This is a genomic window from Vibrio sp. SCSIO 43155 (assembly GCF_023716605.1).
GTDB classification, from domain to species: domain Bacteria; phylum Pseudomonadota; class Gammaproteobacteria; order Enterobacterales; family Vibrionaceae; genus Vibrio; species Vibrio harveyi.
On the sequence record NZ_CP071852.1, the window covers coordinates 295,785 to 314,362 of the forward strand.

General features: G+C 45.8%; 16 protein-coding genes. 8 read left to right on the forward strand and 8 right to left on the reverse strand.

Annotation, left to right across the window (positions count from 1 at the left end):
* Window positions 1-87 precede the first annotated feature (87 nt).
* From cobA to cysC, 5 genes are all read left to right on the forward strand, one after another.
* Entirely contained in the window at window positions 88-963 is an 876-nt protein-coding gene (gene cobA, locus J4N44_RS01430; RefSeq protein WP_009698871.1) for a uroporphyrinogen-III C-methyltransferase, read from the forward strand.
* A 58-nt stretch (window positions 964-1,021) separates the two neighbouring features.
* Complete coding sequence (gene cysD / locus J4N44_RS01435; protein WP_005430587.1) at window positions 1,022-1,930, forward strand: sulfate adenylyltransferase subunit CysD; 909 nt, start codon at window positions 1,022-1,024, stop codon at window positions 1,928-1,930.
* 18 nt (window positions 1,931-1,948) lie between these two features.
* Complete coding sequence (gene cysN, locus J4N44_RS01440; RefSeq protein ID WP_005528550.1) at window positions 1,949-3,379, forward strand: sulfate adenylyltransferase subunit CysN; 1,431 nt, start codon at window positions 1,949-1,951, stop codon at window positions 3,377-3,379.
* A gap of 210 nt (window positions 3,380-3,589) precedes the next feature.
* Window positions 3,590-5,314, forward strand: a complete 1,725-nt coding sequence (locus J4N44_RS01445) for an SLC13 family permease (RefSeq protein WP_252044783.1) — start codon at window positions 3,590-3,592, stop codon at window positions 5,312-5,314.
* A gap of 24 nt (window positions 5,315-5,338) precedes the next feature.
* Entirely contained in the window at window positions 5,339-5,956 is a 618-nt protein-coding gene (gene cysC / locus J4N44_RS01450; RefSeq protein ID WP_005450533.1) for an adenylyl-sulfate kinase, read from the forward strand.
* A gap of 90 nt (window positions 5,957-6,046) precedes the next feature.
* On the opposite strand, the gene J4N44_RS01455 is transcribed toward cysC, so the two are convergent.
* The 7 genes from J4N44_RS01455 to J4N44_RS01485 form a co-directional block, all read right to left on the reverse strand.
* A complete protein-coding gene (locus tag J4N44_RS01455) occupies window positions 6,047-6,952 on the reverse strand; it encodes a TIGR03899 family protein (RefSeq protein ID WP_252044784.1) in 906 nt (301 codons plus the stop codon).
* Between the two features lie 320 nt (window positions 6,953-7,272).
* Window positions 7,273-7,767 carry a DUF3299 domain-containing protein gene (locus J4N44_RS01460; RefSeq protein WP_005450528.1) on the reverse strand — a complete coding sequence of 165 codons (495 nt, stop codon included), beginning with the start codon at window positions 7,765-7,767 and terminating at the stop codon, window positions 7,273-7,275.
* 5 nt (window positions 7,768-7,772) lie between these two features.
* On the reverse strand, window positions 7,773-9,032 hold the full coding sequence (locus J4N44_RS01465; RefSeq protein ID WP_050924530.1) for an ABC transporter permease: 1,260 nt from the start codon (window positions 9,030-9,032) through the stop codon (window positions 7,773-7,775).
* Window positions 9,029-9,757, reverse strand: a complete 729-nt coding sequence (locus J4N44_RS01470; protein WP_005450525.1) for an ABC transporter ATP-binding protein — start codon at window positions 9,755-9,757, stop codon at window positions 9,029-9,031. Before J4N44_RS01470 ends, J4N44_RS01465 begins: the two co-directional genes overlap by 4 nt.
* A 52-nt stretch (window positions 9,758-9,809) precedes the next feature.
* Window positions 9,810-10,511: a zinc uptake protein ZrgA gene (gene zrgA, locus J4N44_RS01475; RefSeq protein WP_050924529.1), complete on the reverse strand. Its 702-nt coding sequence runs from the start codon at window positions 10,509-10,511 to the stop codon at window positions 9,810-9,812.
* A 94-nt stretch (window positions 10,512-10,605) separates the two neighbouring features.
* Entirely contained in the window at window positions 10,606-10,905 is a 300-nt protein-coding gene (locus J4N44_RS01480) for a DUF2607 family protein (RefSeq protein ID WP_252044785.1), read from the reverse strand.
* A gap of 205 nt (window positions 10,906-11,110) precedes the next feature.
* Complete coding sequence (locus J4N44_RS01485; protein ID WP_005450518.1) at window positions 11,111-11,662, reverse strand: YtfJ family protein; 552 nt, start codon at window positions 11,660-11,662, stop codon at window positions 11,111-11,113.
* Window positions 11,663-11,877: 215 nt separating this feature from the next.
* Here J4N44_RS01485 and J4N44_RS01490 point away from each other — a divergent pair, with 215 nt between their 5' ends.
* Window positions 11,878-12,078, forward strand: a complete 201-nt coding sequence (locus J4N44_RS01490; protein WP_005450516.1) for a DUF1107 domain-containing protein — start codon at window positions 11,878-11,880, stop codon at window positions 12,076-12,078.
* Window positions 12,079-12,126: 48 nt separating this feature from the next.
* Here the strand turns inward: J4N44_RS01490 and msrA are convergent, their stop codons facing one another.
* The gene (gene msrA / locus J4N44_RS01495; RefSeq protein ID WP_017817246.1) at window positions 12,127-12,765 is read right to left on the reverse strand and encodes a peptide-methionine (S)-S-oxide reductase MsrA; all 639 of its coding nucleotides are present in this window, start codon (window positions 12,763-12,765) and stop codon (window positions 12,127-12,129) included.
* A gap of 166 nt (window positions 12,766-12,931) precedes the next feature.
* On the opposite strand from msrA, the gene tamA reads away from it, so the two are divergent.
* Complete coding sequence (gene tamA, locus J4N44_RS01500; RefSeq protein ID WP_009698863.1) at window positions 12,932-14,644, forward strand: autotransporter assembly complex protein TamA; 1,713 nt, start codon at window positions 12,932-12,934, stop codon at window positions 14,642-14,644.
* Window positions 14,641-18,561: an autotransporter assembly complex protein TamB gene (gene tamB / locus J4N44_RS01505; RefSeq protein WP_252044786.1), complete on the forward strand. Its 3,921-nt coding sequence runs from the start codon at window positions 14,641-14,643 to the stop codon at window positions 18,559-18,561. Before tamA ends, tamB begins: the two co-directional genes overlap by 4 nt.
* Window positions 18,562-18,578: the final 17 nt, after the last annotated feature.

Below are 18,578 nucleotides of genomic sequence, written 5' to 3' on the forward strand. Positions count from 1 at the left end.
AAAAAATGAAATTTTAGAATTTCCGGTAATATAAACCCACCGCCATAATGCCATCCATAACGATATCAATGGATGATGAGCAAGCACATGGCAGTTAACGATTCAGTAACGAATTTTCCAATCAACAAGCCTCGGCTGGTTTCGAATAACCGAGCTGCCGATCTTCCGCGTTTTAGCAAGCAATCTCTTCAACCGGGTGAAGTTGCCCTTGTTGGTGCCGGTCCGGGTGACCCTGAGCTGTTAACACTGAAAGCACTTAACTGCCTACAACAAGCTGACGTCGTGCTTTACGACTACCTAGTGTCTGACGAGATCATGGCACTAATTCCAAGTGAAACCATTTTGGTGTGCGTGGGTAAACGTGCTGGTCACCACAGTGTGCCGCAAGAAAAGACTAACCAATTGCTGGTGGACTTTGCCAAGCAAGGCTACAAAGTGGTGCGCATTAAAGGTGGCGATCCATTTGTGTTTGGTCGCGGTGGTGAAGAATTGGAAGTTTTGGCTGATGCCGGTGTTCGTTTCCAAGTAGTTCCGGGCATTACTGCCGCTGCGGGTGCAACTGCTTATGCCGGGATCCCGCTGACGCATCGTGATTACGCGCAGTCAGCACTGTTTGTTACGGGTCATCTTAAAGAAGAAAGTGACGACATGGACTGGTCGACATTAGCGCGCGGGAATCAGACTTTAGTGATCTACATGGGACTGATGAAATCACACTATATTCAGAATCAGCTCATCAAACATGGTAGGGCAGCCTCAACCCCTATCGCCATCATCGAGCGCGGTACGCAAATCCAGCAAAAAGTTTTCACCGGAGAACTTTCTCAACTATCTGAATTATCTAAAGAAGCTCAAGCTCCGTCTTTGATTGTTGTCGGCGAAGTTGTGCGTCTGTCTCAAAAGTTGGACTGGTTTTTGTCTAGTACTGAATTCAACAAAAGTGCTATTGCCAGCTCCATATAATTTCAGACCAAAGATTAGGGACTAATGAGCCTTCAAGCTTAAAAAGGAAAGACAAAACATGGACCAACAACGTTTAACTCACCTTAAACAACTCGAAGCGGAGAGTATTCATATCATCCGCGAAGTTGCGGCTGAGTTCGATAACCCAGTCATGATGTATTCGATTGGTAAAGATTCATCAGTCATGTTGCATCTTGCGCGTAAAGCCTTCTACCCAGGCAAAATTCCATTCCCACTGCTGCACGTAGATACGGATTGGAAATTCCGCGAGATGATCGAGTTTCGTGATCGTACCGCTGAGAAATACGGCTTTGAGCTTTTGGTTCATAAGAACCCAGAAGGTCTAGCAATGGGTTGTAGCCCATTTGTGCACGGCTCTTCAAAGCATACTGACATCATGAAGACTCAAGGTTTGAAGCAAGCTCTGAACAAGTACGGTTTTGATGCGGCATTCGGTGGTGCTCGTCGTGATGAAGAGAAGTCACGTGCAAAAGAGCGCGTGTACTCATTCCGCGATAAGAACCATACCTGGGATCCGAAAAACCAACGTCCGGAGCTTTGGAAAACATACAACGGTCAAGTAAACAAAGGGGAAAGCATTCGTGTGTTCCCACTTTCAAACTGGACTGAGCTGGATATCTGGCAATACATCTACCTAGAAAACATCGAGATTGTGCCTCTGTACCTTGCAGACAAGCGACCGGTTGTTGAGCGTGATGGCATGCTGATCATGGTAGATGACGACCGCATGAAGCTAGAACCAGGTGAAGTGATTGAAGAGAAGAGTGTGCGTTTCCGTACTTTGGGTTGTTACCCACTGACTGGCGCGATTGAGTCTGAAGCAAACACGCTAACAGGCATCATCGAAGAAATGCTGGTGGCAACCTCAAGTGAGCGCCAAGGTCGTGCGATCGACCACGATCAGTCAGGATCGATGGAACTTAAGAAACGTCAAGGTTACTTCTAAAGGATCTAAGGAAAGATAATGAACAGTGCAGTTGAAGCTCAGTTAGCCGAGCTTGGTATTGAAGGCTATTTAAAACAACACCAGTACAAGTCGTTACTTAGATTCCTGACTTGTGGCTCGGTAGATGATGGTAAAAGTACCCTAATCGGTCGCTTACTCCACGACTCAAAACAAATTTATGAAGATCAGCTAGCAGCGGTTCACTCGGATAGCCAACGCGTAGGCACCACGGGTGAAAAGCCAGATTTGGCATTGCTGGTAGATGGTCTACAAGCAGAACGCGAGCAGGGCATCACCATTGATGTGGCTTACCGTTATTTCTCGACGCAGAAACGTAAGTTCATCATTGCTGATACGCCAGGGCATGAGCAATACACGCGTAACATGGCAACAGGTGCATCGACCTGTGATTTGGCTGTGATTCTGGTTGATGCACGTAAAGGTGTGTTGGACCAAACGCGTCGTCACTCATTCATTTCTAACCTACTGGGTTTGAAACACTTTGTTGTCGCTATCAACAAAATGGACTTGGTGGATTACTCACAAGAACGTTTTGAAGAGATCCGTGATGAGTACTTACAGTTCTCAGAAAATCTAGCGGGTGAGACGGATATCCAAATCATTCCGTTGTCAGCGCTAGAAGGCGACAACGTAGTAGAGAAAGGACAGAACCTAAGTTGGTTTGAAGGTCCATCTCTGCTTGAGCTACTTGAGACTGTTGATGTTGACCATGAGAAAGGCGAAGGTGATTTCCGTTTCCCTGTTCAGTATGTAAACCGTCCTAATCTCGATTTCCGTGGTTTTGCGGGCACGATTTCATCAGGTTCAGTGAAAGTAGGTGATGCGATCAAGGCGCTGCCATCAGGCAAAACCTCAACCGTTGCACGCATCGTGACCTTTGATGGCGATGTACAGGAAGCACAAGCAGGTCTGGCTGTGACGCTGACTCTGAATGACGAAATTGATATCAGTCGTGGTGATTTGCTGGTGCTGGAAAATGCACAAGTAGAATCAACTAACCACTTGTTGGCGGACGTAGTGTGGATGACAGAGCAACCGCTGCAACCGGGTCGTGATTACGACATTAAGATTGCTGGTAAGAAGACGGTTGGTCACGTTGAAGCGATTCGTCACCAGTACGACATCAACAATCTTTCTACTCACGGTGCAGCTGAATTGCCACTCAACGGCATCGGTTTGTGTGAGTGGTCGCTGAACGAATCTGTCGCATTGGATAACTACCAAGATTGTGCCGATACCGGCGGCTTCATCATCATCGATCGTCTGACCAATGTAACGGTTGGTGCAGGTATGGTGAAAGAAAGCCTAGCGGCTGTTGAGCGTGGTCTTGCGGATGTTTCAGCGTTCGAACTTGAACTCAATGCTTTGGTTCGTAAGCACTTCCCGCATTGGGAAGCTAAAGACCTGAGCCAGTTATTGAAGAAGTAATTGGTTCATTTAGCCTGACTGGATTGCGAAACCCGTCAGGCTGATTTCCCCCGAATCCAGAATGCTCCGGAAGCCCAAGAAACCGAGCATTCTGGCGTTCTTTTTCGCTTGCTTTGCTTTTTTGTCTGGTTACTCGGTTGTCACTCCGTGCAGCTAAGTTTGCACGAGTCGTTGTTGTGCCCGTATCGGGTTTATTGGTAAGGATTGGCTATGTGGGAACAAGGATTTGTATTAGCGATTTTGCTTGGCATTATCACTTGTTTACTCGTAACCAAAATTAAACCAAGTTACGTATTTGCTGGAGCAGCTTTCATTGCGTTTATGGCGGGGATGATTGAGCTCAATACCATCGCGGCAAACTTTACTAATTCTTCACTTCTGACCTTGGTGTTGTTGATTCTTGCATCGAGCGCATTAGAAAAAACGCTATTAATCAGTTGGGTCAGTCGCAGTATTTCTGAAGGGCACCTTGGCAGTGTGATCGCTAAGTTGGGTTTTTCTACTGCTTTGCTTTCTTCTTTTACTAATAATACTGCCGTTGTGGTGTCGTTAATTGGTGCGATTAAACGCAACCAACAACATGCGCCATCTAAGCTTTTGATTCCACTTTCTTATGCGGCGATTTTTGGTGGCACGTTGACGTTGATTGGTACCTCGACCAACTTAATCATCAACAGCTTTGTCGAAGATGCCGGTCTGCCAAGCTTGAGCTTCTTTACTCCAACCATGATTGGTTTAGCGGTGTTGGTGGGCGGTGTGCTTATTCTCATCCCGCTGAGCTATCTATTACCTAATTACGATGACCAAAACCAAGAGGACTTACCTTACTTCTTAGAGTCTCGTGTCGAACCGGGCTCACCACTGGTTGGACGTACTATTACGGAAAATAACTTACGCGCATTGAGAAAACTATTCTTGGCTGAAGTGATACGCGATGGTGTCAGTGTGCCTTCTGTTGGTCCTGATTTTGTGCTTAATGCTAAAGACCGATTACTATTTTGTGGTGATGTAGAGAGTGTTGCGACGCTACAAGAGATCCCAGGTTTAACGTTGTTTGGTCATCAACACCTCAACGGACAAAATTTTATGGAAGTGGTGGTGAGCTCATCGGCGACCTTCTGCCATAAAACGCTTAAAGAGAGCCGTTTTCGAGATCGATTTGATGCGGTGGTCGTGGCGATTCGCCGTGGTCATGAGCGTCTTGAAGGTGGCTTAGGCAATATCACTTTAGCCGCAGGTGATACGTTAGTTTTAGTTCCCGGTAAGCGCTTTGAAGCAGAACGTCGCGCGCATCGTAAAGAGTTCGTGTTGGTGAACGATTTAGATTCGAGTGCACGTTTGGATGCGAATAAATCGGCCTTGGTGTTGTTTGGCTTTGCTACAGTGATTGGCTGTGCGTTGTTGGAACTCGTACCTATTATCAAAGGTCTGGCGGCGTATTTGATTGCGCTACTTGCCTTTGGTGTGATTCAACTTTCTGAACTTCGTCGTCGCTTCCCAATTGATATCGTGGTGATTGTTGGCTCTGCGTTATCTATTGCGCAATTGATGATTTCATCCGGCTTGTCGGTGCGTATGGGCAATATGTTTATCGAAGCCTTTAATGGCTGGGGCGTGTTTGGCGCTTTAGTTGCAACTTACATCATGACTCTGGTGCTAACGGAACTTGTCACCAATAATGCGGCGGCGGCGCTGTCTTTCCCTATTGGCTATAGCATGGCGGTAGGCTATGGCGTTGACCCAATGCCTTTCATTATGGCGGTGCTGTTTGGTGCCAGTGCCAGTTTTATCTCTCCTTACGGATACCAAACCAACTTGTTGGTATACAGCGTAGGGAATTACAAATTGACCGATTATGTGCGAATTGGCGTGCCGATTTCCATTGTGTATTCAGTGCTAGTACTGACGCTGATTCCGGTCTTCTTTCCGTTTTAATCTGTAAATTTACAAGGATACGTTATGACTGCCGAAACTCCGGTAAAAGATGAAAACATCGTTTGGCATCAGCACTCGGTTGATAAACAGTTTCGTGCTGGATTAAAAAAGCAGAAGCCTGCGGTACTTTGGTTTACTGGGCTATCAGGTGCAGGTAAATCAACGGTGGCGGGCGCATTGGAAAATCGCTTAGCCGAATTGGGTTATCACACTTATTTGCTCGATGGCGACAATGTGCGCCATGGCTTGTGCAGCGATTTAGGCTTTTCTGAGCAAGACCGTCGCGAGAACATTCGCCGTATTGGTGAGTTAGCAAAACTGATGGCAGATGCGGGGTTGATTGTTTTGTCAGCGTTTATTTCTCCTCACCGCGCTGAGCGTCAATTGGTGCGTGATCTACTGCCTGAGGGGGAGTTTATTGAAGTGTTCGTCAATGCGTCTCTAGAAGTATGTGAAGGTCGCGATCCAAAAGGCTTGTACAAAAAAGCACGCGCAGGTGAAATCCCGAATTTCACCGGTATTGACTCAGAATACCAAGCACCAGCAAACCCAGAAATTGATTTGCCTGCGGGCGAAAAGAGTGTCGAAGAGCTGGTGGAGTTGTGTTTAATCGACCTTAAACAACGTGGCGTGATCCGATAAAAAAGCATTTGGATCATAGGTGGCCAAAAAGTCATTGAGCAGATAAAAGAGCTTTTGGATCATAGGTGACCAAAAGCTCTTTTTGCTGTACTAAACGGTGTGATTCACCGTAGGTTTTGCTTCACTATGAACGCTAAATCTCTGATTTAAAAGCGCTAACATCTGATCGTAATACTGGTTGTTAGGTTTATTTCCGAGCAGTTTACACAACTCATTACCTGTTGGGGTAAAGCGGTAGTACAACAGGCGCACGCCTTTCGTATTTACCTGCAGTGATAAGTTTTTACCTTGATAGGTGAGCATCAAAGGCGTTTCAATGCCAATTTCTCCGGACTCTAATTCAGTGCTGTGCAGCAGTCCCAATTCAATCAACACTAACAAGCTTGAATAAGGAAGCTGGAAGCTGCCCATATTAAGATTGCTAGTGGTATCGCGTTTGCCAAAGCTGAACATCCCGCCATGCGCTTTGTAGCCAATCAGCAGTTTGCGACTGGTATCTCCACCGAAGCTGCATGCCAGTGTGGCTGCCCGTTGCAGAGTCTGTGCTTCTCTCGGCGACATATCTTTAAGGACTTTAAGCGCTTTCATCGATGTTGAGCCGGGGTTGGTCACTTCGCGCTTCATGACTTGTGCCCACAACTTTTGCATTGAGCTGTTGTGGATGTCCTGAGCCATATCGAAAAAACGATACAACCAGTCTTGGTCAGGTTCACCTGCGGTCTCATCTCGACATGAGCTGTGCGCCAGTTTTAGGATCTGCTCTAAGTTCTTTTGTCTTTGCTCTTGGCGGCGTTGTTCACGCAATTGAGCGCGTTCTAGTGGGGTTTTAGCTGGAGGATCACTTTGCAACAATGCGTCTAACCCGTAGATTTGGGCAATGCTTTGAACACGGCTTGCACTGTCTTTAATGTAGCCAGACTTCTTTTCATGATGAGTATGTTTTTGTTGTGTGGGTTCGTGTTCGATAACAACAGGTTGCTTTGTTGGTTCTGCCATTTCATTTCCTACCAAGACTGGCGATTAGCGCTTGCTTAAATTTACACCTTTCCTGTTTTCTCGACCAGAGAGGCATGTCCGGATTTTGACAGAATAAGGACTATTCAAAATGATAATGAGTTGTTAAAATTGTTATCGTTATTTTGGAGGGGTGATGAAATATTCAGACGCAAGCAAACTGAGAAAACACCTGTCGATAGCGCTACTTTTGGTTTTGTATGTTGGCGTGTTAGCGTATTTATCTCGTTACATCGTATAAACAGCAGGCATAAAAAAGGCGCCGAACCGACGCCTAGTGTATTTATTTAATCAAGCAGACATTACATGTCATCGTAGGGTTCGATTGATGAGCCTTCAATCACGTAGGCAGTTTCTGCCAACTCATGTTCAATGGTCTCGGTTTTTAACGTTCCCACCACATAAATGACATCCCAAAGCTCCTGCACTGGGGCTCCTTTCGGGAATTTTACATAGATGATCTGATTTGGTGGTGGTGGCGGAACATGGATACAAGCGCCAAAATATGGCACCAGTAGGAATTCCGTCACCGTATTCGCATCACCTTCTAATGGGATGACAAAGCCCGGGATTTTCACTTTGCTGCCGTTAAGCTCAGGGCGAACATTACCAATCTTAGATTGAAGTGCCGCACCCCCATTGTGGTCAGTGGCAGGCATGCCAACACTGTCGAACATCTTGCGCTCATTCTCTGGCACAAGATCAATCCAATCGAGCGTTAATGGTTCATCACTTGCCATTACTGGCGCAGTGAAGGAAATTAGTAGCAAACAGCTAGCGAGTATCTTTTTCCACATTTTTACTAAATCCTAATTGTCATTCCATCACTGAGCGATTGTCGGTAAGCGCGGAATGCTGGGATGAAGCCAATCACAATACCTGCACACTGTACAAAGCCAAGCAACATCCATTCATACGGCGACAGTGCCGTTAAGGTTAGGTGTATACCATAACTTTGTTGGATTATTGGTTGCAAGAGGGCAAGAATGGAATACAAGCCCGCAACACCAGTAATGATGCCTGCAAACGTCAGTAAACTCGCTTCACTGATCAGTAATGAGAAGACGTGTTTAGGTCTTGCCCCCATCGCACGCAGAATTGCCATTTCACGGCGGCGTTCTTGTAAGCTGGTTAGCAAGCTACTCAACATACCTAATAAACCTGCAACGACTACGAAGCCTGAGACTGCCATCAGTGCTTGTTCTGCAACCGACATCATGCCCCATAATTCATGCAGAGCGACGCCCGGCATGATGGCGCTAAGCGGCTCTTTCGGGTAAGTATTAATTTGTCTTTGCAGAGCAAAAGTCTGAATGCGTGATTTCAAGCCAACCAACATGGCAGTGATCTGTTTAGGTTGGAAGTCTCTGGCTTTGAGCTCAGCCGCACTTGGTGTCGGACCTAAGCGAGCCCCGCTTTCCCAACCGACGTGAATCGCTTCAATCGCTTCTAGAGAAACATGGACAGTTTTGTCCACCGGAGTGCCAGTAGGCGCAAGAATCCCCACCACTTTAAATGGCAAGTTATCGTGTCGACTGAAGCCGACATCACTGATGCCATGAGCAATGATGATCTCGCTACCAATCTTATAGCCAAGTTGTTTCGCAACATCAGAGCCAAGTACGGTTTCAAATAAGCCATTGAATTCTCTACCTTCAGAGAAGGTTAGTGGTTGCTTACTTCCGTACCTATAATGTTCGAAGTAACTGTGGTTGGTCCCCATGACTCGAAAGCCTTTGTGTGAATCACCCAGCGAGATTGGAATCGCCCAATCTACGGCGCGGTGGTTAGCAAACTCTTGGTAGCTCTTCCAGTCAATGTTGTTTGTGGCATTACCAATTCTGAATACCGAGTACAACAACAGGTTCACTTGCCCTGAGCGACCTCCGACAATTAAGTCTGTACCAGAAATGGTGTTAGCGAAGCTGTCTTTTGCTTGGGTTCGAATGCGTTCTACACCCAATAGTAGAACAACAGAAATAGCGACTGTCATGATGGTGAGAATAGCAGTCGCCTTGCGGTTCATCAGGCTTTTCCAAGCGAGCTTTACAACTGCACTCATGATGCGGCTCCTAGGGTTTGCGCTTGATTGATTTCAGGCAGATTGAGTGTTCGGTCAAACAAGGACTCTAGCGTCGGGTCATGGCTGACAAAAACCAGTGTCGCGTTAGCAAGGTTGGCTTGTTCCATTAATAGTTCAATGAAAGCCTTACGGTTGTCATGATCCAATGCAGATGTCGGTTCATCGGCAATCACCAATTCAGGCTGACCGATCAAAGCGCGTGCGGCTGCGACACGTTGTTGCTGACCAATGCTGAGTTCTGATACCGGCTTGTCATGCAGTGCTTTTGGTAAACGTAAGCGCTCTAATAGCGTTGTTGCTTGTTGCTCCAGTGATGCCGTAGAAGCATTTGGAGCAACGCGGTCGCGGCGAATTCTGCTGAATTGGCATGGAATTAGGACATTCTCAATCACATTTAGGTAAGGCAACAAATTGAATTGTTGGAAGATATAGCCAATGTGATCGGCACGAAATTTGTCTCTTTGGCTTGCTCTTAGGCTGGCGATATCAGTGTTCAATACCGACAGTGAGCCAGATGTGAGTGTGTTGATGCCAGTTAACAAAGCAAGCAGAGTCGATTTACCACAGCCGCTAGGACCTTTGATAAAGACATGCTCGCCTTGAGCAATGTGAAGTTGCGGGATGTTAATGGTCGCGTTTTCTGAGCCGGGCCAGACAAACTGGGCGTTAGATAGCTCAACAACGTTTGACGTGGTTTCAGTCATAGTAAATCACCAAAGCAATGGCGTGTAAGTGGGTACTTACACGCCATATGAGTTATTTAATTGCGATCTTTGCGTTGTCTTTGCTTAGGTTAGTCGCAGACTGAGTGGTGTCAGTGAACAGGTTCACACTGATAGATTCCGTTGCTGGGAATTGCTTAAACCAAGTCGTATCTATGCTGTTTAGGTCTGCAACTGAATCACAGTGGTAGCGGTACTCTACGGTGAATTCACCATGACCACCGTGTTCATGGTCATGACCTTCGTGATGCTCGTGACCGTCATGATCGTGGTGGTCATCATGCTCATCATGATCATGGTCTTTATGCTTGTCATGGTCATGGTCATGTTTATCGTGATCATGCCCTTCGTGGTCATGTTTATCATGATCGTGACCTCCATGGTCGTGGTGATCATGACCTTCGTGTGACTCTTCTCCTAGCGTGTGAGCTACATGTACATCTTCAATTACACACTTTGCTTGCTGGTTGATAGCAAACAGTTTGTTCGTGTCTTTTAGAGCAGCAATAGCATTATTCAGTGCATTTTCTTGTTCTGCGTTTTCTGGTGCATGCTCAAAGCCCACTACGTCAGCACCTGGAGATGTGATTTCGATCAATAGGTCTTTACCGTCTTGAGCAATATTGAATTCTACGTGACCGTGCACGTGTGCTTCATGTTGACGGTATTCTTCAGCGTTAGCAGTAGCGGTTAGTGATAGACCGATAACAAGAGCTAGAGCGTGTTTAGATGGCATTTTCTTATCCTAATTTTGCTTAATTTTCTGATGTGGTTGCAGTTCAAATCGTGCGACTAGCAACCTTAATTTCTTATAAGGGGACTTCTTAAGTTTAAGCAAAAATAGGAGGTGCACGCGCAGTATAACGCACGTCGCTAAGGCTGAACTGCCGTTCTATGACTTCAGAGTGTGCGGCGCGCTGGTAGGTTGGAGGGATTATCTCCGGTAACTGCTTGACCAAACCATGTTGTGCACCAGCAAACAGCTGGCAATGATGATGGCTATGATGTTCTGGGATGAGATCAAGTTGATGCGCGATGGTTGCAAAGTTCCAGGTAAGCAGCAGCGCAACACTGAGTAATATGACAGTGCGACGCCAATGATGTGTGGTGACTTGCCAACGAGAATGCATCTTAAAACCTGAAACGATACCTAGTGTTATAATATAACACCCATTTTCGTTAAAAGTTCACTCTTTTGTTCGTTTTGGGTAAATTATCTAGGTGAAATAAGAGCTTACGCTCAGGAAAATAGGGGGCTCTTTGCTTAAAGTGTGTAATGAGCGGAGAGCTGTATACCCAAGCATCTCGAGGTTACTTGGGTATATATCAACAGATCTAAATATTCTGTTTGATTAAGCCAAGCACTTGAGTGATTTCGTCAGGCGTTAATGCGCCCTCTTTTACAAACAAAATCTTACCCTGCTTATCTTGGACTACGATTGCAGAGCTTTCTTCTTGCAGTGCCCATGTGTTTGCCACAACACCGTTTTCATCCAGCACCATTGAAGACCAAGGGAATTCTTGTTTGCTGTCTTGCGCCGATGATTTTACAAATGAACCTGTTCCCCAAACAGCATCATCTTGGTTAATGATGGTAGTCGTTTGGTAAGCGTCTTCTGGGAATTTCGCTTCAGTTAGCGCTGTCATTAGTGGTGCGTTCATCGCTTTTGAGCTGCTGCGTCCTGCAATTGCATGAATGACACGAACTTTACCCAGCATGTTTTGAGTTGCCCAAGGCTGGTAAGCGACACCTTCGCCTTGCAGTACGATTTCACCATAAGCATCGACTTTGGCTGCGGGTACACTCTCACCAACAGATAGGTTATGAGCCAGAGCCAGACCCGGAGCAAGAGCGAGTAGAAGAGGGAGGAGAGTCTTAGTTTTCATGTTGTTATGTTCCATATGGGTTGTGAGACTCACCAAGTATATACGTACGGTGCATAAAAATGTAGAACCTGCAATAACAATTATTTAACGTATGCCATCTAATAATGTTGCGTTCACGTTGGAATTTGATAGAATGAAGTTCGTCGCAAATTGCGCATAAAGGTTGCCAAGGAAAGAGCAATCGGTGTTTTCTCAAAAGGATGTTGAGGTTGGTTATGCTACGTGAGTTTGCTGTGTACCGTCCACGTCAGGTGGCGCGTTTCGTTAAGACTTTATTCAAAGGTCAATTCTCAATTGCAGGTATTGGTGAGTTCCGTTTTGACAACGGAAAAGTGCTATTACCTGATGTCAAAAATCCCAAGCAACTCTCTGTATTTAGAGAAGTAAACCAAGCGATTTTATCTCTTCCAGTGTGATGACAAGAATTGTAAAAGAGCGACTTTTGTCGCTCTTTTTCGTTGTGGTTAACTTTGTAGGCTTGGTGGGAAGCACACACCCGTACCACCTAAACCACAATAACCGTTAGGGTTCTTCGCTAGGTATTGCTGGTGGTAAGTTTCAGCAAAGTAATAAGGACCTGCTGCTTGGATCTCTGTAGTGATTGCTGAACGTTGATCTTCTTGCAGTGCTTGCTGATATTGAGCTTTTGATTTTTCAGCGGCATCTTGTTGTTCTTGAGAATAGGTGTAGATCGCTGAGCGGTATTGAGTGCCCAAATCGTTGCCTTGACGCATACCTTGAGTTGGGTCGTGTTTTTCCCAGAATGCCGCAAGTAACTGCTCTACAGAAATTACCGCTTCATCGAATACGACACGAACAACTTCTGTGTGTCCGGTTTTTCCAGAGCAGACTTCTTCGTAAGTTGGATTTGGAGTATAACCGCCAGCGTAACCGACCGATGTTGAGATCACGCCATCGAGTTGCCAAAACAGGCGTTCAGCTCCCCAAAAGCATCCCATGCCAAACAAAATCTGTTGCTGGTTAGCTTGTGGCTGCGCCGTTAAACTCGATTGATTGACAAAATGAGTGTCGTCGATCTGCATTGATGCCTCTCTACCGGGCAGTGCATCTTCTATACTGATCATTGTCTGTTTGTTGAGCATGGTATTTGTCCTTTAATACGTGTCTTAATTTTGCGAAAAAATCTATTCAGTCTGAATATGATGTTGTGATGACATAGACCGTGTTAAACCTATTAATATTACAGACTTAGCCTTTATTTGGCGTTATTATTGTTTACGTTTATTTAACCTCGTCCAGCTAAAAAGCATGATAAGAAAAGCTACTCCGATCATTGTCAGCCTACTTGCCTTTTCTCATAGCGCTTATGCCGATGTTTCCTTAAAAATTAAAGGGATCGATGGTGCGCTAGAAGATAATGTGAACGCTTATTTGTCTTCCATTCCTGAAGACGATTATTCCACGTCCCTGCGTTTTCAGGCGCGATTGGAACAAAGTATCACTGAAGCGCTCAATGCGCTCGGCTATTATCATGCGAAAATTTCATACACTATTACGAAAGATAATGATGAATTGATCGTCAATGTCCAACCGGGTGAGCCTGTAAGGGTGAAACTGATGGATGTGGTGATTTCAGGTGAGGCAAACCAAGACGAAGCATTCGTTAAGCTTCTTGAAAAATCACCATTGAAGGTAGGACGCATCTTAAATCAAGGTGAATACGACAGCTTGAAATCAAGTATTCGTAACTTAGCGTTGCAACGTGGTTACTTTAATGGAGATTTCACTTTAAGCCGTCTTGAGGTGGTTCCCGAACTTAACGAAGCGAATGTGCGTCTTCATTATGACAGTGGTATCCGTTATCACTTTGGTTCGGTGGAGATTTTTGGAAGTCAGATTTGGGAAGACCGTGTTGAGTCTCTGCGTCCATTTAAAACTGGTGAACCTTATTTGGTTTCAGAAGTTGGGGAATACAACCAAAACCTGTCTAATACCGATTGGTTTTCGTCAGTATTTGTTGAGCCAGATTTAAGTAAGTTAGACGATGGTCGCGAGCTGCCAATCAAAGTCTCACTTGCCCCCGCAGCGAAAAACCAACTTGAGACTGGTATTGGTTATTCGACCGATACGGGTGTTCGCGGTACGCTGAAATGGAAAAAACCGTGGGTAAGCGCACGCGGTCATAGTTTTGATACTGCTCTTTCTCTTTCCAAGCCTGAACAAACTATCACAGCAGGCTACAAAATCCCTCTTGATGACGTTCTACACGAATACTACCAATTGCAGTTTGGTCTCAAGCATCTTGATAACCGAGATACCGAAAGTTTGGAATCGAATCTTGCGGTAGAACGCCACTGGATCACCGACGGTGGTTGGCATAAGACTTTGTATGTTCGCCACCTGTACGAAAACTTCTCGCAAGGTTTGCAAGAAGATGGTGTGCAATTTGTCTTGCCTGGTGCTTCTTTTTCTCGAACCCGGACCCGTGGTGGCAATATGCCAATGTGGGGGGATAAGCAGAGTGTGACCGTTGAATATGGCGATACTGCTTTGCTGTCAGAAACACGAGTACTGCGCTTGTTAGGACGCACATCTTGGATTCGCGGTATTGGCCAAAACCACCGTGGTTTGTTCCGTTTAGAGGGCGGTGCCAACATTACGGATGAATTTGAAAAACTATCGCCATCACTACGTTTCTTTGCTGGTGGTGATAACAACATTCGTGGTTATGGCTATGAGTCTATCTCACCGAAAGATGCCAGTGGTGCATTGACGGGTGCTAAGTATATGGTGACCAGCACCCTTGAATATCAATACCGTGTCTACGGCAACTGGTGGGGCGCTGCTTTCTACGATATTGGTGATGCATTTAATGAAACCCCAGAATGGAAGGCAGGTGCGGGTGTTGGTATCCGCTGGGCGTCACCGGTTGGTCCGGTGAGCTTTGACTTTGCTTGGGGGCTCGACTCCGAGCCTGATCCAGAATTCCGCATTCACTTCTCGTTGGGGCCTGAACTATGATCAAAACAACTCTGAAGTGGACGAAATGGCTCTCAATCGGTCTGCTGAGTCTATTATTGCTGCTGACGGTTTTTGTTGGCACATTGCTTTTCACCCATCCGGGTTTAAAACTTGCGCTGTGGGGGGCTGAGAAAGCCTTACCGCAACTCAAAGTGGAAGAAGTTCAAGGTTCGCTTTTTCCGCGTTTTGCTTTACATAACGTCAGCTTTGTCGATGAATCCTTACATGTCGATGCTAAGGTTGAAAGCGTAACGCTTGCTATCAACTTTCGTTGCTTCTTCGATCCGAAAGTGTGTGTCGATGAGTTGGCACTGCAAGGGGTGAACTTTCAGATGCCAGAGCTCCCTCCGGCAAGTGACGAGCCTGAAGAAGAAACGCCACCATTGCGCTCTATCAGTACGCCAGTGCCTATTTTTGTCAATAAAGTCAGATTTAATGATATCAATCTGAATATCTTGGGGAATAAGATTGATTGGCAAGATTTTTCAACCGCATTATCAATGCAAGGTGATCGTTTGGTGATTGCCCCTACGGCATTGAAAACCATCAATGTGGCACTTGCACCAAGTGAAGAGGGTGTGGAACAGCCGCCAGTTCAAGACACGAAAACGAACCATCAAGCTCAAGCTAAAATTGAGCAAGATGCGGAAGTCCAGTCGTCAACATCGGTCAATTCAGACGCGTCTAAAAATCCATCGCAGCAAGGTGCAGAAAATGTTGCTGCTAACAAAGGTTCAAAGTCTGATGAACAGAAGTTAGACGTTAAGCCTGAATCAAATGGTATCGCTCTACCTGAAGTCTGGATTCCGCTCACTATTGAAGCACAGCGCCTCGATATTCATGACTTTAAGTTGGCTGGTGACACACCGGTTATCGTTCATCATTTAGGGTTAGAAGCCAAAGCGGGTGGTGACCAAGTCGATGTCAAAACCCTTGAGCTTGACATGCCGGAAGTGAAAGGGCAGTTAAGCACTCAAGTGACATTATCAGGTGACTACCCAATTCAAGCCCAAATTGACGCATTGGTTGAACAAGCGGATGTAAAAGGTCAGAAATTATCACTGACGGCATCTGGCTCGGTTGGTGATTTATCACTGGATGCCACGTTATCTGATTTGGTGAAAGCCAAGATTCAGGGGCAAATTCAACCCCTTAAGTCTGAGTTGCCGTTTGATATCAAATTGAAAGATGTTGAGGCGCAATGGCCATTGAGTGGTAAGAGTGATTACCAAGTATCGGTCCCAAGTCTTGCAGCGAAAGGCTCTTTACAAGGTTACACGGTTGCCTTGGAAACTAAGGCGTCTGGTAAAGATATTCCAGCAGTTGATGTGGCGTTAAACGGTAAAGGTACTTTAGAACAGATTGACTTAGACAGCTTAGTTGTCAAAACGCTGGGTGGTGAGCTTGCAGGTAAAGTCATGGCGAATTGGGCTGCACCTATCAACTGGCAAGCCGATCTGAACTTAAAAAATATTCAACCGGGCTTACAGTGGGAAGAAGCGGAAGGCGATATCAGTGGCAGCTTGTCGACGTCGGGGTCATTAACCGCACAAGGTGGCTGGCAAGTGAGTCTACCTAAATTGGATATTGACGGTATTTTACGTGGCTACCCTTTGCATATCGAAGGTCAATTAGAAGCCTCAGATAGGAACGGTAAAGGTGAAGATATTCAATTGAACACGCAAGGTTTAGCTTTGTCACATGGTCCCAACTCTTTGCGAGCAAAGGGTAAAATCGACAAACAAATCTTGATGGATGTTGATGTTAATTTCCCTGATTTTGCGAAAAGCGTACCGGATCTTGCTGGTAAGATGAATGGTACGGTTGCTCTTCGCGGCAGTTTGAAACAGCCGGACATTAATTTAGATCTCGCGCTGAACCAGTTGAATTGGCAGCAGCAAGCCAAGGTGGAAACCATCACTCTAAAAGGGGATGTTACACCACTGCCTGCGCCAAAAGCCGATGTTAGCCTAATTGCGAAGAACATCACTTACGACGACATTAAAATTGACAGTGCAGATTTGGAAGTGAGTGGCGATGAAAAGCTACACCAACTGACACTCGACGTGGTTTCAGACATTGTTTCGAGCAGTTTAGAGATCGAAGGCACCTTTAAGCAAAAGCCAGAAATGATTTGGGATGGTGCACTACGCCGCTTAACGCTGAGCACGCCTCAAGGTCCATGGGCATTGCAAAAGTCGACGGCAGTCAAAGTGAACATCGACAAGCAGATTGCTAATGTGCAAGCACACTGTTGGTTACAGTCAAAATCAAGCGTGTGTTTAAGTGAAGACATCAGCGTTGGTAAAAGCGGTGAAGCGAAGTTAGCCATCACTAACTTTGACTTCGACCAAATCAGACAATTCTTACCGCCAGAAACCAAACTGCAAGGTTCTGTGAACGCGAATGCTTTCGCGAAATGGGCGCCAGACATGAAACCGGAAGTCACGGTGAATGTCGATATGCCAAAAGGTCAGGTAGAACAAACGCTAGAACAACCGGTGAAAGTCGGTTGGGAAAGTGTGAGTTTTAAAGCCAAGTTGGCGCAAGACAAGCTAGATGCTGAGTGGTTGCTTGATGTAACGGATAACGGTGATTTGTCTGGTAAAGTCGCCTTGAATGATGTGTCGTCCGAGAAGCCAACGATTGACGGTAAGGTGTCGCTATCGACATTCCACTTGGACTTTTTAGCGCCCCTGATTGGCGAATACAGCCTGTTTAAAGCCAACATGAACACTGACCTTGCTCTATCTGGTGATGTGATGCATCCAAAGGTGAATGGTCAGTTCTTGATTGATCAAATGAAACTGCAAGGTGAAGTCACGCCAATTGATATCAATTCAGGACAAGTGGCGATTAACTTTAAAGGTCATCAAGCTGATTTAGACGCTGGGATCATTACGCCAGATGGCAAGCTAGAAATTAAAGGCGATGCTGATTGGCGTGACCTAGAAAATTGGCACACTAAGGCTCGTGTGTTCGCTGAAGAGCTTAAAGTGGATATGCCACCGATGGTGAGAATCAAAGTCAAACCGGATATGACTATTGATGTGACGCCTCAACTTGCCAAGGTCGAAGGCAGTATTAATCTACCTTGGGGACGTATCTTAATTGATGAACTGCCACCAAGTGCGGTTGGTGTTTCAAGCGACACAGTTATTTTGAACAAAGACATGCAGCCTGTTGATGGTGAGCAAGCGTTGCCGTTTAACGTTGAAACCAACATTAACATCAAAATCGGCGATGATTTCCAGTTGTCTGCGTTTGGTCTAAAAGGTGACTTGCAAGGTAACCTCAACGTGACGCAAAAAGACAAAGGTCCGTTTATTGTCGGTGAGGTGAACATCATTGACGGTTCTTATCGCTCATTTGGGCAAGACTTGGTCATCCAAGAAGGTAAGATCATGATGAATGGACCAGCGGATCAGCCTTATGTCTCGATCAAAGCGATTCGTAATCCGGACAACACGCAAGATGATGTGACAGCGGGTGTGCGTGTGACTGGTCCTGCAAGTGATCCTACGGTGGAAATCTTCTCTGATCCGGCAATGCCGCAAGCGAATGCACTTTCTTACCTGTTGCGAGGTCAAGATATCGATGCAGAATCGGGCGGTAATGCGATGACGACGACCCTTATTGGCTTGAGTTTAGCGAAGAGCGGTAAAGTCGTAGGTGAAATCGGCGAAGCCTTTGGCGTACAAGATCTGCAACTGGATACTGCAGGTTCAGGTGACGACTCTCAAGTAACGGTGAGCGGCTATATTCTTCCTGGTTTACAGGTGAAATATGGTGTGGGTATCTTTACCTCATTAGGTGAGTTCACAGTGCGTTATCGTTTGATGAAAGACTTGTACCTAGAGGCAGTTTCAGGTGTTGATAGTGCTGTTGACCTGCTCTATCAATTCGAATTCAACTAAACTTAGCTTGTAAGCAG

Coding starts and splice junctions, on each gene's coding strand:
- tamA (WP_009698863.1), top strand. CDS start 12,932: ATGATAAGAAAAGCTACTCCGATCATTGTCAGCCTACTTGCCTTTTCT.
- J4N44_RS01445 (WP_252044783.1), top strand. CDS start 3,590: ATGTGGGAACAAGGATTTGTATTAGCGATTTTGCTTGGCATTATCACT.
- cobA (WP_009698871.1), top strand. CDS start 88: ATGGCAGTTAACGATTCAGTAACGAATTTTCCAATCAACAAGCCTCGG.
- cysD (WP_005430587.1), top strand. CDS start 1,022: ATGGACCAACAACGTTTAACTCACCTTAAACAACTCGAAGCGGAGAGT.
- J4N44_RS01470 (WP_005450525.1), bottom strand. CDS start 9,757: ATGACTGAAACCACGTCAAACGTTGTTGAGCTATCTAACGCCCAGTTT.
- J4N44_RS01485 (WP_005450518.1), bottom strand. CDS start 11,662: ATGAAAACTAAGACTCTCCTCCCTCTTCTACTCGCTCTTGCTCCGGGT.
- J4N44_RS01480 (WP_252044785.1), bottom strand. CDS start 10,905: ATGCATTCTCGTTGGCAAGTCACCACACATCATTGGCGTCGCACTGTC.
- J4N44_RS01460 (WP_005450528.1), bottom strand. CDS start 7,767: ATGTGGAAAAAGATACTCGCTAGCTGTTTGCTACTAATTTCCTTCACT.
- cysN (WP_005528550.1), top strand. CDS start 1,949: ATGAACAGTGCAGTTGAAGCTCAGTTAGCCGAGCTTGGTATTGAAGGC.
- zrgA (WP_050924529.1), bottom strand. CDS start 10,511: ATGCCATCTAAACACGCTCTAGCTCTTGTTATCGGTCTATCACTAACC.
- cysC (WP_005450533.1), top strand. CDS start 5,339: ATGACTGCCGAAACTCCGGTAAAAGATGAAAACATCGTTTGGCATCAG.
- tamB (WP_252044786.1), top strand. CDS start 14,641: ATGATCAAAACAACTCTGAAGTGGACGAAATGGCTCTCAATCGGTCTG.
- msrA (WP_017817246.1), bottom strand. CDS start 12,765: ATGCTCAACAAACAGACAATGATCAGTATAGAAGATGCACTGCCCGGT.
- J4N44_RS01490 (WP_005450516.1), top strand. CDS start 11,878: ATGCTACGTGAGTTTGCTGTGTACCGTCCACGTCAGGTGGCGCGTTTC.
- J4N44_RS01465 (WP_050924530.1), bottom strand. CDS start 9,032: ATGAGTGCAGTTGTAAAGCTCGCTTGGAAAAGCCTGATGAACCGCAAG.
- J4N44_RS01455 (WP_252044784.1), bottom strand. CDS start 6,952: ATGGCAGAACCAACAAAGCAACCTGTTGTTATCGAACACGAACCCACA.